The 15,632-nt window shown below is 42.5% G+C and carries 13 protein-coding genes; 7 read left to right on the top strand and 6 right to left on the bottom strand.

What is annotated here, in order from left to right; genetic code table 11:
• Positions 1–1,380 carry a replication-associated recombination protein A gene (locus ABEB05_RS14330; protein ID WP_265791209.1) on the bottom strand — a complete coding sequence of 460 codons (1,380 nt, stop codon included), beginning with the start codon at positions 1,378–1,380 and terminating at the stop codon, positions 1–3.
• Between the two features lie 181 nt (positions 1,381–1,561).
• Here ABEB05_RS14330 and ABEB05_RS14325 point away from each other — a divergent pair, with 181 nt between their 5' ends.
• The 5 genes from ABEB05_RS14325 (at position 1,562) to ABEB05_RS14305 (ending at position 6,042) form a co-directional block, all read left to right on the top strand.
• Positions 1,562–2,506: a sugar phosphate isomerase/epimerase family protein gene (locus ABEB05_RS14325; protein WP_265791210.1), complete on the top strand. Its 945-nt coding sequence runs from the start codon at positions 1,562–1,564 to the stop codon at positions 2,504–2,506.
• A 208-nt stretch (positions 2,507–2,714) separates the two neighbouring features.
• Positions 2,715–3,716 carry a GTP 3',8-cyclase MoaA gene (gene moaA, locus ABEB05_RS14320; RefSeq protein ID WP_265791211.1) on the top strand — a complete coding sequence of 334 codons (1,002 nt, stop codon included), beginning with the start codon at positions 2,715–2,717 and terminating at the stop codon, positions 3,714–3,716.
• A 43-nt stretch (positions 3,717–3,759) separates the two neighbouring features.
• The gene (modA, locus tag ABEB05_RS14315) at positions 3,760–4,545 is read left to right on the top strand and encodes a molybdate ABC transporter substrate-binding protein (RefSeq protein WP_265791212.1); all 786 of its coding nucleotides are present in this window, start codon (positions 3,760–3,762) and stop codon (positions 4,543–4,545) included.
• A 1-nt stretch (position 4,546) separates the two neighbouring features.
• Entirely contained in the window at positions 4,547–5,182 is a 636-nt protein-coding gene (modB, locus tag ABEB05_RS14310) for a molybdate ABC transporter permease subunit (protein ID WP_265791213.1), read from the top strand.
• The gene (locus ABEB05_RS14305) at positions 5,179–6,042 is read left to right on the top strand and encodes an ABC transporter ATP-binding protein (protein WP_265791214.1); all 864 of its coding nucleotides are present in this window, start codon (positions 5,179–5,181) and stop codon (positions 6,040–6,042) included. Before modB ends, ABEB05_RS14305 begins: the two co-directional genes overlap by 4 nt.
• A 2-nt stretch (positions 6,043–6,044) precedes the next feature.
• Here the strand turns inward: ABEB05_RS14305 and ABEB05_RS14300 are convergent, their stop codons facing one another.
• Positions 6,045–7,256: a molybdopterin molybdotransferase MoeA gene (locus ABEB05_RS14300; RefSeq protein ID WP_265791215.1), complete on the bottom strand. Its 1,212-nt coding sequence runs from the start codon at positions 7,254–7,256 to the stop codon at positions 6,045–6,047.
• 143 nt (positions 7,257–7,399) lie between these two features.
• Here ABEB05_RS14300 and ABEB05_RS14295 point away from each other — a divergent pair, with 143 nt between their 5' ends.
• Together ABEB05_RS14295 and ABEB05_RS14290 are read left to right on the top strand one after the other, a co-directional pair.
• Positions 7,400–8,560 carry an NTP transferase domain-containing protein gene (locus tag ABEB05_RS14295; RefSeq protein ID WP_265791216.1) on the top strand — a complete coding sequence of 387 codons (1,161 nt, stop codon included), beginning with the start codon at positions 7,400–7,402 and terminating at the stop codon, positions 8,558–8,560.
• Positions 8,561–8,653: 93 nt separating this feature from the next.
• Entirely contained in the window at positions 8,654–9,493 is an 840-nt protein-coding gene (locus ABEB05_RS14290) for a uroporphyrinogen-III synthase (protein ID WP_265791217.1), read from the top strand.
• A gap of 221 nt (positions 9,494–9,714) precedes the next feature.
• On the opposite strand, the gene ABEB05_RS14285 is transcribed toward ABEB05_RS14290, so the two are convergent.
• From ABEB05_RS14285 to ABEB05_RS14270, 4 genes are all read right to left on the bottom strand, one after another.
• Positions 9,715–10,125 carry a molybdenum cofactor biosynthesis protein MoaE gene (locus tag ABEB05_RS14285; protein WP_265791218.1) on the bottom strand — a complete coding sequence of 137 codons (411 nt, stop codon included), beginning with the start codon at positions 10,123–10,125 and terminating at the stop codon, positions 9,715–9,717.
• A gap of 30 nt (positions 10,126–10,155) precedes the next feature.
• The gene (locus ABEB05_RS14280; RefSeq protein WP_265791219.1) at positions 10,156–10,398 is read right to left on the bottom strand and encodes a MoaD/ThiS family protein; all 243 of its coding nucleotides are present in this window, start codon (positions 10,396–10,398) and stop codon (positions 10,156–10,158) included.
• Positions 10,399–10,418: 20 nt separating this feature from the next.
• Positions 10,419–11,894: a rubredoxin gene (locus tag ABEB05_RS14275; protein WP_265791220.1), complete on the bottom strand. Its 1,476-nt coding sequence runs from the start codon at positions 11,892–11,894 to the stop codon at positions 10,419–10,421.
• Positions 11,895–12,095: 201 nt separating this feature from the next.
• Positions 12,096–15,599 (bottom strand): nitrate reductase, encoded by a 3,504-nt coding sequence (locus ABEB05_RS14270; RefSeq protein WP_265791221.1) that lies wholly within the window; start codon positions 15,597–15,599, stop codon positions 12,096–12,098.
• Between the last annotated feature and the right edge of the window lie 33 nt (positions 15,600–15,632).

The following is a 15,632-nucleotide window of genomic DNA, read 5'->3' as shown; positions in this document are numbered from 1 at the left end:
CTATTCTTTTTCCCGGGCTTTAGCATAAGCCTCTTTAATAGCTTCCAGGCGTTTCCAGAGCTTTTTCTCTCGTCCGATATTTCCGGGTTCGTACCAAGAGGATCCGGTCACTTCTTCCGGTAAATACTGCTGGGGAGCCCAATGGTGATCATGGGAATGCGGATAGATATAATCATCCGAAGCATTTTCCACTCCCAGGTAACGCGATTGCTTAGAGTTAGCCGTTTTGTCACGCAGATGCGGAGGCACAGTGCCAATGCCATTATTTTTAATTTCACTGCGAACCGAAAAGACAGCTCCCGTACTGTTACTTTTGGGCGTCAACGAAAGGTAAATACAGGCATGGGCTAAAAAGTAGAGTCCTTCCGGCATCCCACACTTGGTAAAAGCCTCATGAGCCGAATTAACAACGGTAAGTGCATGCGGATCCGCCATCCCCACATCTTCTGAAGCCAGGATGAGCATCCGCCGAAAAAGGAAGTTCGGATCCTCTCCTCCTTCCAGCATGGCTACCATCCAGTATAGTGCCGCATCTGGATCGGATCCGCGCATGGATTTAATAAAAGCCGAGGCAAAATGATAGTGCTCATCACCGGTTCCATCATAGCGCACACTGCGTTTTTGAATACATTCCTTAGCGATTTCAAGGTCAATGTGTATAACGCCATCCTCGTCCGGCTCACTTGACAATACGGCTACCTCCAAGGCATTAAGAGCATTGCGAATATCCCCCGCAGCAAAGTCTGCCAGATGATCTTTTGCTGCTTCGGTCACCTCTATATTCCTCTTACCGAGCCCTCTTTGATCCTCATTCAGGGCCCGATCAATCATCGTCAGCACATGGTCTTTGGTCAGATCATAAAGCTCAAACAGCTGACATCGGGAAAGCAACGGACCAACCATGGTATAAAAAGGATTTTCGGTAGTAGCCCCAATGAGCGTGATAATTCCCGACTCCAGGTGAGGCAATAAGGCATCCTGTTGCGCCTTATTCCACCGGTGAATTTCATCCACAAACAGGATGGTCTTACGGCCATTCATCTGCTGAATCTTTTCGGCCTTTGTCACCACTTCCCGCAGGTCTTTAATCCCATCCAATACAGCATTCAGTTCAACATATTGGGCATTAATTTCCCTGGAAATAACGTGTGCTAGCGTCGTTTTACCCGAGCTGGGCGGACCGTAAAAAATAAGCGACCCTATAACGCCAGACCCTATCATACGCCGCAACATCTTACCCTCACCCACAATATGTTTTTGACCCACAAACTCCTCCAGCGAACGGGGCCTCATGCGGGTAGCCAAGGGTTCATGCGGATTAACGAAATCATTACCGCTTCCAGATGTATCGGTCATTTCTTCCTCTTCAAAAAGATCCATGAATCAATTTCCAATTCTTCATTTTGAGTTGGCTCGATTTTTTCTCAAAATCCAACTCATAATATGTATGTTTCCATTCAAAAAATATATTGATAACGTACTACTTATCCGAATTTGGTTTTACTTAATACCTTAGCAACCATATATACAATGACAACAATAAATAAGAGAACACAGATTCATGGATCGTAAAAAATTTATTACACTGGGGGCAGGTTTAATGGGAGGTTCAGTATCCGCTCTGGGGATCAGCAAGTCCAGCGTGCCGAAGAAGCAGGAGAAAAGATATCAGGATGGTCGAAGTCCCTGGCCTATTTGCTTGGATACTGCCACTATCCGTCCCGCTTCACTAAAAGATAAAGTTCGCATCGCTTCCGAAGCCGGTTACGATGCTATTGAACCCTGGGATAATGAACTGCAAGAGTTTGAAGAAAATGGAGGGGATCTGAATAAATTGGGGCAGGAAATTAAGGATCGGGGTATGTTCGTACCCAGTGTGATTGGTCTTTGGAATGCGCTCCCTCCCACCCGGGAACAGTGGGAAGAATCATTACAGGATACCCGCCGGAGAATGCGTATGGCCTCTGACATAGGTTCAAAACACATCCAGACGATTCCCAATACGGTAGGCGAAAATTATGATTTAAAGTGGGTGGCCGACCGCTACAGGGATATCATTGAGATAGGAGTTCAGGAATATGAGATTCATCCTGCTATCGTCTTTGTCAAATTCTTCCCACTTAAAACGCTGGGAGAAGCAGCAGCTGTTGCCCTGAATGCTAATCATGTTGAAGCCAAGGTCATTCCAGATACGTTCCATATGCATATTAGCAGAGGAGGTTTTGAGGGATTAAAACTGTTAAACGGAGATATGATTGCCATCTTTCAGTTTGCTGATGCTCCGGATAGCCCTTCTGTTGAAAAGCTCGAAGACAAGCATCGGGTGTTCCCCGGTGATGGCGTACTTCCTCTTGTTCAATCACTAAAGGATCTAAAGTCAACGGGATATACAGGCTGTGTATCTCTTGAACTATATAATCCTGATTATTGGGAACGAGACCTGCAGTCGGTGGCGGAAACAGGTCTTCAAAAGACCTTGAATGTTATAGGAAAAGCGGAAGTATAAAAAAGCTTGCCCACAATACTTCAAATATATAAATCAATAGCATAAAAATGACTCTTCCTATTGCCACCACATTAAGTATTTTATTCAAATTAACATTACCTTAATTAATATTAGTTATTAGTATTTTTTTGTTATTATATAAGGTTGTTATAGATAAATAATTATTTATATTTAGTATTTATTAGAATTAAATTAATATAATTACCTAATGAATACTGATCATTCTGTTATCTATGATAATCACGGTCGGCCTATTACCTATCTTCGCTTATCGGTGACGGATCGATGTAATTTGCGATGCAAATACTGTATGCCGGCCAAGGGCATTAATTTTTTACCCCGTGAGGAGATCTTATCCTACGAAGAACTCGAGCGTATCATCAATATTCTAACAGGGCTGGGAATTTCTAAGATTCGCATAACCGGGGGTGAACCCTTTGTACGAAAAGATCTAATTGATTTTATATCCACAATTAGCAAGAATAAAAAGCTTAAAAAGATTGCCATCACTACAAATGGCACTCTTCTGGCCCCTTATATTTCACGCCTGGAAGAAATAGGGATTACCTCTGTCAATCTGAGTCTTGACACACTCGATCCTGACCGGTTTAAATCAATTACACGAAGAGATCAATTCGATCAGGTGATTGAAACTTTCTATCTCCTTAAAAAGAGCTCTATTCCCTTTAAAATAAATACAGTAGTGATGGAGGATGAAAATATTGAAGATATCATCCCCTTGGCCGAACTTACGCAGCAATATGACCTGTCGGTACGGTTTATTGAAGAAATGCCCTTTAATGGAAAAGGCGGGAATGGCTCGAAACTTACCTGGACATACGACAAAATCCTGAATCATCTCAAAGATGAATATCCCAATTTAAAAACGATATCCTCTGGCCCCCACTCTACCTCCACCAACTACAAGGTTCCCAACTACAGGGGAAAACTAGGTATTATCGCGGCTTATAGCCGTACATTTTGCGGGACTTGTAATCGAATACGCATCGATTCCCAAGGCACCCTTAAAACCTGTCTCTATGATAGTGGTGTTCTTAACATCAAGGATATTCTCCGGGATGGAGCCAGTGACGAAGAAATCAGTAATCTCTTCAAACATACCTTTAAACAGCGGCCCAAAGATGGGTTTGAGGCTGAAAAGAGAAGAAAAGAAAAACTCCAAGAGTCCATGTCGGTAATTGGTGGATAATAGAGTAGTATGACTTCCACATCTATCAAATAAATTCCTGTCAATGATATCAATACACCGAATAAATTTGGCACTCTTGGCCTGTCTGCTTTTAGTAGGTAGCTATTTAGGATCTGTTCCAAAGCATTCCGGTAAGTTAACTGTTGCCGTAGCCAGCAGCCTTAAAGTCCCCCTGGAAGAAGTCACAGCAGCATTCGAAGACCAATACGAAATTGACGTTGAACTCATTAGTGCATCTTCCGGTGTTCTTGCAACCCAAATTCTACACGGCGCTCCCTATGATCTTTTCCTGTCGGCAGATCTCCAATATCCTCAAAAAGTATTTGAACAAGGTAAAACGTTTTTCGAACCTCAGATATTCACTTTAGGATCACTGGTATTCTGGAGTAACACACCGCTATTAGGGAAATCAGCTGAAGACATCCTACAAAAGAATCAACAGCAAAATATAGCTATTGCCAATCCGAAGTTTGCCCCATTTGGTAAAGCAGCCAAGCAATGGCTGAAAGAAAATGAGCTATATCAACATGTTCAGGAAAGACTAGTATTTGGAGAAAATGTAACCCAGGTTAATCAATTTATTTTCTCAGACCAAGTAAGTGCAGCTTTTAGTTCATCCTCTGCAATTGATATGACACAATTAAGGGAAAAGGGCCATTGGAAGGTACTACCACTCAAAATTCCCCACGGGGCTGTAATAATCCAACAAGAAGATAATCAGGATCGCCAAATACATCGGGCTGAATTATTTATGGACTATCTTTTTGGCAAACGGGCACAGTGTGTTTTCCAACAGTTTGGTTATAAAAATCCTCCAAAAAAATACTGATATGGACTCATTCTGGTATCCATTTATTTTAAGTCTTGAACTTGCCACGGTCACAACGATTATACTTTTAGCGGCAAGTATCCCTCTTTGTTGCTATATCTTTTTTTATAGCTCAGGAATAACTCCGCTTTTGAAATCGCTGATCAATTTGCCTTTTGTCTTACCTCCAACTGTCCTCGGTTTCTATATGCTGATTGCTTTAAGCGAATCAAATTTAGCCTTTAGTTTTACAAGCCTAGTTGCGGGGTCCATCATTTATAGCCTCCCTTTTATGATGAATCCAATACTATCCGGTCTTGAAAACTTACCCCAAAACTTTCAAGATGCTGCTTTTACCCTCGGGAAGTCTAAAGTTACCACGTTTTATAAAGTAATGATTCCAAACATAAAGCCTTCCATCCTGATAGGTATTGTAATGTCATTTGCGCATACCATTGGTGAATTTGGTATGGTTCTTATGATTGGCGGAAATATACCGGGCAAAACAAGAGTGGCTTCTATAGCAATATATAACGAGGTGGAAAGCATGAATTATGCAGCTGCCAATTCTTACTCCCTTATACTGCTTATTTTTTCTCTGCTGGTGTTACTTGCTGTCCACTCTTACCAACATTACAGAAACATCAATTTTTTATGATCCAGTGCTCTGTTTATAAAAAACTCAATCCAGGGGGACCTACTCCATATTTGGAGATCAATCTTCAAATAGACGCTCAGGAAAATATAGGTATATTGGGGCCTTCCGGAGCCGGTAAAACTACCTTACTAAAAATACTGGCCGGCCTGATAACCCCTGATTCGGGCAAATTAAAGGTTAACGATAATCTCTGGTTTGATTCAGACCGTAATATCAATCGACCACCACAACAAAGAGATATCGGATTTGTTTTCCAGGATTATGCCCTATTTCCAAATATGAATGTCCAAGAAAATTTGGAATTTGCTTTCTCCGGCGACGTAAATCGCCATCGCCTACATGAAATTCTCGAGATGCTGGATATTACTTCTATAGCTAATCAAAAACCAGCTACTCTTTCCGGGGGGCAAAAACAACGGGTAGGTCTTGGACGTGCCCTCATCCGCCAGCCTCAGCTCCTGCTTTTAGATGAACCCCTTTCAGCCCTGGATCCAGAAATGAGAACAAAGTTACGGCATGATCTCTTACGCGTCTCTTCTAATTTTGATGGAATCATGATCTTAGTCTCGCACGATCCAGCAGAAATAGTACAGCTCACAGACCGTGCTATTACGCTCCATCAGGGAAAAATAGCGCAAACTGGAAACCCCGCTGAACTAATATATTCACAACCTGCCCAAAATATGAAGCCAGGCGTTGTTAAAGTTATTGATATTCTATTCGACAAAAATATACTTGTTGTAACATCACACCATGGTTTGATACATATTCCATATGACCCAGACAAAAATCCGGATATCCGGATCGGTACTACTATTTCATTAAGAGTTACATCAAAAAACTATCAGCATAAACTTTAAAGTTATAAAGTTCGATACAGAAACAGAGGATAGCTTTCCCCGGCCTTAAAATGGTCTTGATCTTCCGGCAACTCCAGAAAGCCATCGCCCTTGCACAGATTGGCTAAATCACTGGAACCTTTCCCTTTTACCGGAGTAGCCTTCATAATACCTTCATCATTAATTTCAACTTTCACCTGCAAAAAATAGGTTAACTTTTTCTCGAAGGTATAATTTACAGTAAGCTGAGCCATTAATTGATTTCTTTTACTTATTCCTAACTGCTTTTTCAGCCAAGGCATAACATACCTGTAACAGCAGGAAAAAGTAGAAACCGGATTTCCCGGCAGGGCAAATACCACGGACTCCTCAGATTTTCCAAACCAGAAGGGTTTGCCCGGACGCTGTCGCACTTTATGAAAGAGTTTTTCTACCCCCTTCTGCTCAAGAATCCCTGGAATATAGTCTAATTTACCCTTGGAGACGCCTCCACTTAAAATCACCAACTCAAATTTTTTGAGTATATCATCCAGTCTTTTGGAAATCTCAGAACGATCGTCATTCAGATGAAACAGCTCTGCTTCCATATGTAGCTCTCGCAGTGCCGCAGAGATTGTATAGGCATTTGATCGACGTATTTGGTGGGGAAGCGGACGCTGGCTGATAGGTACCAGCTCATCGCCAGTGGATATAACGGCCACTTCCGGTACTCTCGAAACGTTCAGCCGTGTCTTCCCCACCGTAGCAGCTACCCCAATTTCGGCCGGACTTAGAACCATGCCTTCGTTCGCTACCAGATCCCCTTTTGGGCGATTAGTTCCTTTTGGATGGATATTCTGTCCCTTTGCTTTCGGACTTTTTTGTATAACTGCTACAGTTTCTTTTTCCTGCTGCTGGATTTCAATATCCTCATACCGAATCACAGTATCCGTCTTACCTGGTAATATTGCTCCGGTCATAACTTCCATACAGTGTCCGCTACCATCCATGACCTGCTTAGGTCCCCCTGCTTTTTGTAACCCCTCTACCGGAAACACGCTCTGCCCCTGTTCCCACTTATCATACTGAATAGCAATTCCATCCATCATAACCCGGTCGAAAGGGGGTAAATCCCTATCCAGTGTTATGGATTCCCGGAGAATCATTCCAACAGTTTCAGAAATATCAAGTTTCTCAGTCTCTATCTTCAGCTTTATCCCATTAATAATATCACTAGCCTCTGATACTCCTATCATATATTTATGTATAAATAATTTTCTTAAAAAAACTAATTATATTAATAAATTATTGATATAATTCATATTTTACTAACTTAATTAATAATAATTACTGCAGTTAATAATAAAATCGAATCAAATCGGTAAAACGATCCTCAATAATGCCAAAGAATAAGAACGGGCAACCTCATCAAAAACACACTTCATTAGCTAAGGCGCATGATGGTACATTTGGCAGAAATGAGCTGTCCATTGTTGGTACCACTTGTACGGCCATTAAAAAGTTTGCCAATCAACTTAGCAAACAGTTATCCCAAAAGTACCAGCTCGGCTATATAGATGCAGAGCATTGGGATAAAAATAGTTCTGATAGAGATAGTTCAGAAACGTATCCAGATACTGACCTGGTCCATATTCAGACAGAGTCCGTACAAAAATTTAATTTTAAAAAGAGGCTGAATAACTATCAGGTCAAATCGATCTTTAATGAAGTAGACTTGATACTTCTTAACGGGAATCATTTTAAAGTCCAAAACCGAATTACAGTTATTGATCCACGGAAGCCGGTAAAACCGGAAGATTTAGCCAATACAAAGCTCATTGTATTGCAAGAAGGACTAACCCGGATACCTGATTACGTGAAGAAAAATATAAAAGAGATGGACCAGGTCCCTGTTTTTAAAATTGGAGATACTGCAAAAATTGCCTCCAATATTGAACAACTTTTAGAGGGTGCAATATCCCCCTTGAAAGGATTGGTATTGGCCGGTGGAAAAAGTACAAGAATGCACACCGACAAAACCAAGTTAGACTATCATGGCAAGCCGCAACGCGTGCATCTCTATGAACTGCTGGATGATTATTGCGATGAAGTATTCCTCTCATGCCGAAAGGAACAGCAATCAGATATACCGGAGGGTTATAACATTATTACCGATTCCTTTCTGGATATGGGTCCCATGGGAGCCCTATTATCAGCTTTCAAGCAGCATCCAGATTCAGCCTTCCTCACAGTGGCCTGCGATCTTCCTTTGTTAACATCCAAAACGTTAGAGAGTCTCAAAGAGAATCAAAATCCTTCTAAAATTGCCACTGCATTTAAAAATAACGAGAGCGGATTCCCGGAACCGCTTATTACCATTTGGGAACCTAAAAGTTACCAGGTTCTACTGACGTTTCTGGGAATGGGCCACTCTTGTCCCCGGAAGGCATTAATCAACGCTGACGTTCAGCTATTAGATCCTCCTGATTCACAAGAGCTTATGAATGCCAATAATCCCGGGGAATATGAGCAGGCTCTGGCAAAATTATCAACCCGATGAATCAAAACTTGATTAAATAACTTTCTCCTTTTACATACCATTAAAATGAATAGTATTTTTCATTGATCTTAAGTTTGAAAAACTGATTAACCTATGAGCACTACAACTCCACTTGAAAATATTACGGCTTTGGCATTTGAAAGCCGAATGGCAAATTCTACCGCACAACTCTTGCAACGAAAAGGAGCCCGGACTATTAGCGCCCCATCCATGCAGGAAGTACCCTTGGAAAATCATACCGCTGTATTTTCATTCTGCGATGAACTCTTTGCCGGTAATGTAGATATTCTGATTTGCATGACGGGTGTAGGCACAGATATGCTGGTTAAAACCATGAAAACCAAGTACGACTGGGAGAATATACACCAGGCATTATCGGATCTTACTGTTGTTTCGCGTGGACCTAAGCCGGCTAAAGTACTTCGTGAGCTCGATATACCGATTGATATAAAAGTGCCGGAACCTAACACTTGGAAAGAGCTCCTTAAATCCCTTGCCGATAACAAATTAACCTCGGATTTAAATAAAAAGCTCATAGCCATACAGGAATATGGCGAACCGAATGAAAAACTAAATAGAGAATTAGAGGCACGCGGTGCTGAATTATTGCAGACCTCTATCTACCGCTGGGCTCTTCCGGATGATCTGAAACCGTTAAAAAAAGGCATTCGGGCTATTCTGGATGGAGAAACAGATATTGTACTTTTCACCAGTAAAACTCAGGTTAATCATGTGATGAAGGTAGCAGGTATGGTGGCATCCAAAGAGGAGTTGCGCAAGGCCCTGAAAGAAGTAGTAGTGGCATCCATCGGACCCGTTTGCTCTGGTGGATTGGAGTCACATGGAATTAAGGCTGATTTTGAGCCTTCGCGTCCCAAGCTGGCTATCTTTATTAACGAAATAGCAGAAGAACTTCCCAAGAGGATAAATTAAATAGTAAAAGAGGAACAAACCTATCTATTTCCAAGCATAAATTCTTGGAATAACCATGGGTTTGACTAAAATTTTTCAGCCGTCAGTAAAAAATGATGTTAGAAGAAAAAATCTTCCCAAAAAGCCTCAATAGGCTGTTTTAAGTGTCCATGCTTAACACAATCAGGGAAAATGCTATAATGAGCTTAGTATCGGTGCTAAAAATTAACTAATAACTTGATTCACGGATGTGCAGACACCCAAACTTCCTTGTCCTCAAAAAACTCTTTCTTCCAAATAGGGACCGTTTCTTTGAGGGTATCAATCACAAATTCACAAGCTCTAAATGCTTCTTTGCGATGGGGTGATGAAACAGCGATGACCACGGCAATATCGGAGATTCGCAGCTCGCCGATGCGATGAATGACTGAAATATTCTTTATTGGCCATTGCTCTTTGGCTCTATTCACGATTTTTTCAAGTTCCGATATTGCCATCTTATCATAGGCTTCAAAGTCGAGCTTTACTACCCGTTTGCCATCAGTCATATTTCTGACCGTCCCAATAAAAAGTGCCAATGCGCCGGCTTTTTCTGACGAAACCCGGTTAATCATTTGCTGTACATCAATAGGTTTGTCTGTTAGTTCAACCATAATTTAATTCCCCGTTAACTTCTCATAAAATCATCCTCCGCTTACCGGGGGGATGAGAACCACCTCGTCTTGTTCATTCAATACTAAATCCTGGGGAGCATACTCCCCATTGACGGCAACCATCAATGATGTAAGTCGGCCGAGTTCAGGATATTCTCTTCTAAGTTCTTTTCGTAATGAAGATACATCCGGCGATGAAGAAAGGCAGTATTCCAATTCCGTTTGACCGATGATCTCTTTTGTTATTCCATAAAGCTTTACATTCAATCGCATAATCTGTTTCCTGCTTTTGGTTAATATTCCTGACTTATCTCCTCACCAAAATCAATTTTTATTTCCTGATATGAAGATTTCGGAGCCTCACACATCGGACAAGAATACGTATTAGGAAGCTCAACAAAAGGTATTCCTTCAGGAATACCCGACTGTGGATCTCCGTATCGCTCATCATAGGTCGTCATACAATCCGAACATTGAAATGCGGTTTGCAAAGAAGGTTCCTCTTCCTGCTCCTCCCATATCCTATCTTCCTTTTCCTTATTCATTTCTTCGTAGTATATCCTGCTCAGCCTCATCAGAACATTAGGCAGCTCCTTCTTTGAGACATACATTGCAAATGGGATATAATGCTCCTCATTGGGATCAAAATTCTTGCTGTATAGTACATTATAGCGCTTCAAAACATTATATTTTCCAAACAGCCGGATACTCGGCTGGGTAAGAATAGCAACAGAAGTAAACAAGTTAACCGGCTGCTCCTTGATAGAAAACGTTAGTCCATACGTGCTGATATCGTGCTTGTCAAACACATCAACCAGGTAATTTTTCAACTTCAGAGCTGAATCATCAAGCACGGGCAAATGCCAATTGAGTTCGAGGGACGAGTGCCTCAAATTAATTCCATTATTACCACACAAGAGTTCCCACTTCGGCCGGTCTTCTTCTGAAATATCCTTAACAATAAAAGACTTCCAGGGAGTAATGATAATTCGTCCACAGTTGGTCTGCTCACAAAGGTTGCAAACCTTCTCTAAGAAAGAGATGGTATAGCGATTGTTTCGCCAATACAATCCCAGCCAATACTTGTTACCAGCCATTTTATTCAATCCTTCATAATATGGAAAGGGCTCAGAGGGGTAATCCAAGTCTTTGTCAATAGTTCTGTTATTTGTCCCTACTTTTTTATTTATCTCGTCGAATAAATTCTTGGTGGATATGATACTTTCCTTTTCAGGTCTAAAATGGTACTCCTCTATAGCAGCAGCTAACTTTCCTATATCCTGGCTATCAACCAAGACCGGCCAGCGCTGCAGTTCATCGGAGGAGTTGAGCTTAATAAACAGATACCAATAGTCCTCATGGTCGGAAGCCACAAAATTAAGTTGTCCGTTGAACAACGGGACCAGGCTCTGCTTGGGATCCGTTATATTTATTTTTAACCGGGGCCGATAGTCAAAATATTCAAGCACATTAAAATAGGTTCCCGAAGTGACCCACGGAGAACTTGCCATTAAGTCCACCGCCAAATAGGAAGTAACAATATTCTGATACCGTCGTCCGCTCCATTCGTAATTTGTTTGAATCGAACCAAATTCTTCATCCAATTTTTTTTGATCCACCTCATCACCCGGAAACATAATATCTTGCCTTGACCCAAAATGGACCACCTCATTCCCCAAGTCCTGGGCAATGCCGATAATCTTTTTTAAGTCCCTTGGGGTTAAAACTCCACCGGGAATGAAAGCTCGGATGAGATCATTTTTTTTCATAGCGGATTTAGCAGTTACTGATGTTTTTATACTACGTGTCAAGGATCAATTTTGGTTATTTGTTGTCAGTCAACCAGTTATTGGTTATTCGTTGGTTGCTCAGCTTTAAGTTGAAACCTTCAACATTCAACCTTTCACCTCCGACTTTTCAGATTAACACTTCTTTCTTTTCACTTTTTTATTTCTTCCTGTTCATTGGTTCTACTGCTTTAATTTCACTGTAGCCTGTTCAAGGATTGCTTTTACTTCGGGCTTACAGCTTCCACAGCCTGTTCCTGCCCCCGTTTGATTGCAAAGATCTTTGAAATCTTCACATCCCTCACGAATAGCCTCTAGAATATTTCCGTCTCCAACATTATTGCAGGAACAGACTACTTCGCCTTTCAATGGTGTCAGCGACTGACCGGAACGCAACAACTCTTTACGCCGATCAGATAACTCCATGTTATTATCTATCAGTCGGCGAAACTCATTGAACTCAGTCTTATCTCCCATCAAAATAGCACCTACCAATCGGTCTTGGTAGACAATGCATTTCTTATAAAATCGCTCGCTCTTATCCACCAATACGATTTTTTCATATCCGGATGCACTGTCGGGTATCTCGGTTATACCCATCGAGCAGAGTTCAAGGTTGGGGAACTTCAATATATTCATGGAAACCGTACCCGAATAGCTGCTGGAGAGATCACCTGAAATATAAGCAGCCGCAATATCCGCCTGTTCTTCCGCTGCAGCTGTTATTCCATTCATGGATCCTTTGTGCTCGGCAATTTCTCCAATCGCATAAATATTGGGATCGCTGGTTTGCAGATGCTCATTAACCACTATGCCCCTTTTACATTCCAGATCTGCTTTTTTTGCCAGACCGATATTCGGACGAGTGCCTATCGCATAAACTACCGCCTTGCAATCCATAAATTTACCACTCTTCAAAGACGCATGAACTCCATTTTCTCGTTGAGACAAATGCTCAATTTCGTCGTTAAATATCACATTAATGTCACAGTCTCGTATGTGTTCATAGAGCAATTCACTCGCGGTTGTATCAAGCTGCCTCTCCATCAGCCTTGGATTGCGATGTACCAGTGTAACTGCTATATCAACTTTTCGCAGTGCAGCTGCCATCTCTAATCCAAGGAGTCCACCGCCTACAATTACTACATGGCCTTCCTTATTTGTGTATTCGATCAGCTCTTCAGCATCGTCTCGATGACGGATGGTGAATACGCCCGGCAAACGGGGAATACCATTAGGAAAATTTGCACGACTTCCGGTAGAAAGAACCAGTTTATTATAAGAATGCATATCGCCATTTGAATCAATAATGGTTTGCGTATCGGGATCTATGCTCGCCACGCTGATGCCCTCGTGCATAAGGATATCGAGTTCTACGAGCTTATCGGACTGCATTTTCTTCAGCTTCTTCCAATCCAACTCTCCACTGATATAGTCAGGAAGCAATACCCGATTATAAAACCAGTCATACTCTTTGGAGAAAACTTCTACCTCATCTTCCGTATTGTACTCGCGATAGCTATTGACAAACTGAAAACCTCCGGCTCCGGCCCCAACCACAATAATTTTCTCCTTCTCTTTTTCAAATTTTGAAACCTCTACGGTTGAGAATTTAAAGTCAGGTTCCTTTGAAACGGGGTCTACTCTATCGCTGGTCAAATTATTCGCTCGCGGAAAATCTTTTTGGAGTATCTTTCCCCAATGCATCGGGATAAATACAACACCGGGCTTTATGGCTTCTGAGAGCACCGCTCGCACACGAACTGCTCCCCGATCATTTATTACTTCAACCACGTCTTCATTGCCAATACCATGCTTACGGGCATCCTCAGGATGTATTTCGATATAAGGTTCATCAATATGCTGATTGAGCCGACTCACTTTGCCAGTGCGGGTCATTGTGTGCCATTGATCACGAATTCTACCCGTCGTTAACACCAGTGGTCGGTCTTCATCCCGGCGCTTTGGCAGTTTCTTACTCTGGGTGTGGATTTGAGCACGACCGTTGGCCGTATAAAACTGGTGGTCCAGAAATAAACGCCGTGTCCCCTCTACCGCTCCCTCCGGAAATGGCCACTGAACCGTTCCATTTTGTTTTAAATACTCATGACTTAATCCACTGATATCAATATTGGTCCCCTTAGTAAGCTTACAATGCTCATCAAATATCTCTTCGGCCGAATCGAAGTCAAATCCCTCATACCCCATCTTGCGGGCAAAACGGCACAATATCTCGGCATCCGGCAGAGCCTCGCCAGGTGCTTCTACCACTTTATTTAAGTAGCTAATTCGGCGATCAGAATTAGTCATCGTGCCCTCTTTCTCCAGGTATCCTGCTGCCGGCAACACCAGGTCGGCATAATCAACGGTTTCGGAATCCTGTGAAATATCCTGTACGATTACAAATTTGGCCTTTTTAAGCGCTTCTTCGACCATGGCAGAATTGGGGAGACTCACTACCGGGTTAGTACAAATGACCCAAATTGCTTTCATATTCCCATTCCGCAAAGCGTCAAACATTTCGGTTGCCGAATAGCCAGGCTCTGCGGGAACCGAATTAACATTCCAGAGATCGGCCACCTCCTGTCGGTGTTCCGGATTACTGAGATCGCGGTGCGCGGAAAGCAGATTGGCCATACCGCCCACTTCACGTCCCCCCATAGCATTGGGCTGTCCGGTCAGTGAAAAAGGACCCGCGCCGGGTTTGCCGATCTGGCCCGTAATGAGGGAAAGATTAATAAGCGCGAGATTTTTATCGGTGCCATCCACACTTTGGTTAAGCCCCATCGCCCACATTGAAATAAAGCCGTTGGCATCACCAATCCATCGGGCAACCTGCTTAATTTCCCTTACTTCCAAGCCACAGGTCTTGGCTGCTTGCTCCAGCGACCTTGACATAACCTGGGCTCTAAGATCTTCAAATCCATCGGTATGGTTTTCGATGAACGATTCGTCAATCCGGTCATTTTCAATCAGGCAGCGGGCAATGGCATGGTATAACACCGTATCGGTGCCCGGGTTTAGCTGCAGGTGAAGATCCGCTATAGAGCAGGATTGTGTTTCCCGAGGATCGGCAACGATAACTTTAACATCCGGATGCTTCTCTTTGTGGGCTTCAATACGGCGAAAAAGAATAGGATGGCACCAGGCCGGATTGGCACCGGTTATAAAAAAACAGTTGGCCAGCTCGATATCATCGTAGCTGATCGGCGGTGAATCTTCTCCCAGGGATTTCTTGTACCCAGCTACGGCTGAACTCATGCAGAGCCGCGAATTCGTATCTATATTATTCGTGCCTACAAATCCTTTAGCAAGCTTATTGACCGTATAATATTCCTCAGTAAGGCATTGGCCTGAAACATAAAACCCCACAGAATCGGGTCCATATTTATTGATAAAAGTACCGAACACCGCCGCCGCCCGATCCAGGGCTGTATCCCAGTCTACGCGTCTGCGAGGCTGATTGCGGGCCCATCGCATCTGTGGGTAGAGTAGCCGGTCAGAATGATCTGACACCGTGTAGTGCAGATTCATTCCTTTGGAACAGAGCATCCCTTTGTTTGCTGGATGCGATTCATCCCCGGTAACCTCAATCTGGCCTTTGGCGTTCTTTTCTACAATAACACCACATCCTACTCCACAGTAAGAACAGGTAGATTTAAATTTTTCAGTTCCGGATTGATCCATATTCATTTAAGTATTTCGTTATTGAAGAATCCC

Source organism: Fodinibius salicampi (assembly GCF_039545095.1).
Taxonomy (GTDB): domain Bacteria; phylum Bacteroidota; class Rhodothermia; order Balneolales; family Balneolaceae; genus Fodinibius; species Fodinibius salicampi.
Note: the sequence above shows the minus strand (reverse complement) of the source record. Positions and strands in the feature narration are given on the sequence as shown.

Coding starts and splice junctions, on each gene's coding strand:
- ABEB05_RS14330 (WP_265791209.1), bottom strand. CDS start 1,380: ATGGATCTTTTTGAAGAGGAAGAAATGACCGATACATCTGGAAGCGGT.
- ABEB05_RS14325 (WP_265791210.1), top strand. CDS start 1,562: ATGGATCGTAAAAAATTTATTACACTGGGGGCAGGTTTAATGGGAGGT.
- moaA (WP_265791211.1), top strand. CDS start 2,715: ATGAATACTGATCATTCTGTTATCTATGATAATCACGGTCGGCCTATT.
- modA (WP_265791212.1), top strand. CDS start 3,760: ATGATATCAATACACCGAATAAATTTGGCACTCTTGGCCTGTCTGCTT.
- modB (WP_265791213.1), top strand. CDS start 4,547: ATGGACTCATTCTGGTATCCATTTATTTTAAGTCTTGAACTTGCCACG.
- ABEB05_RS14305 (WP_265791214.1), top strand. CDS start 5,179: ATGATCCAGTGCTCTGTTTATAAAAAACTCAATCCAGGGGGACCTACT.
- ABEB05_RS14300 (WP_265791215.1), bottom strand. CDS start 7,256: ATGATAGGAGTATCAGAGGCTAGTGATATTATTAATGGGATAAAGCTG.
- ABEB05_RS14295 (WP_265791216.1), top strand. CDS start 7,400: ATGCCAAAGAATAAGAACGGGCAACCTCATCAAAAACACACTTCATTA.
- ABEB05_RS14290 (WP_265791217.1), top strand. CDS start 8,654: ATGAGCACTACAACTCCACTTGAAAATATTACGGCTTTGGCATTTGAA.
- ABEB05_RS14285 (WP_265791218.1), bottom strand. CDS start 10,125: ATGGTTGAACTAACAGACAAACCTATTGATGTACAGCAAATGATTAAC.
- ABEB05_RS14280 (WP_265791219.1), bottom strand. CDS start 10,398: ATGCGATTGAATGTAAAGCTTTATGGAATAACAAAAGAGATCATCGGT.
- ABEB05_RS14275 (WP_265791220.1), bottom strand. CDS start 11,894: ATGAAAAAAAATGATCTCATCCGAGCTTTCATTCCCGGTGGAGTTTTA.
- ABEB05_RS14270 (WP_265791221.1), bottom strand. CDS start 15,599: ATGGATCAATCCGGAACTGAAAAATTTAAATCTACCTGTTCTTACTGT.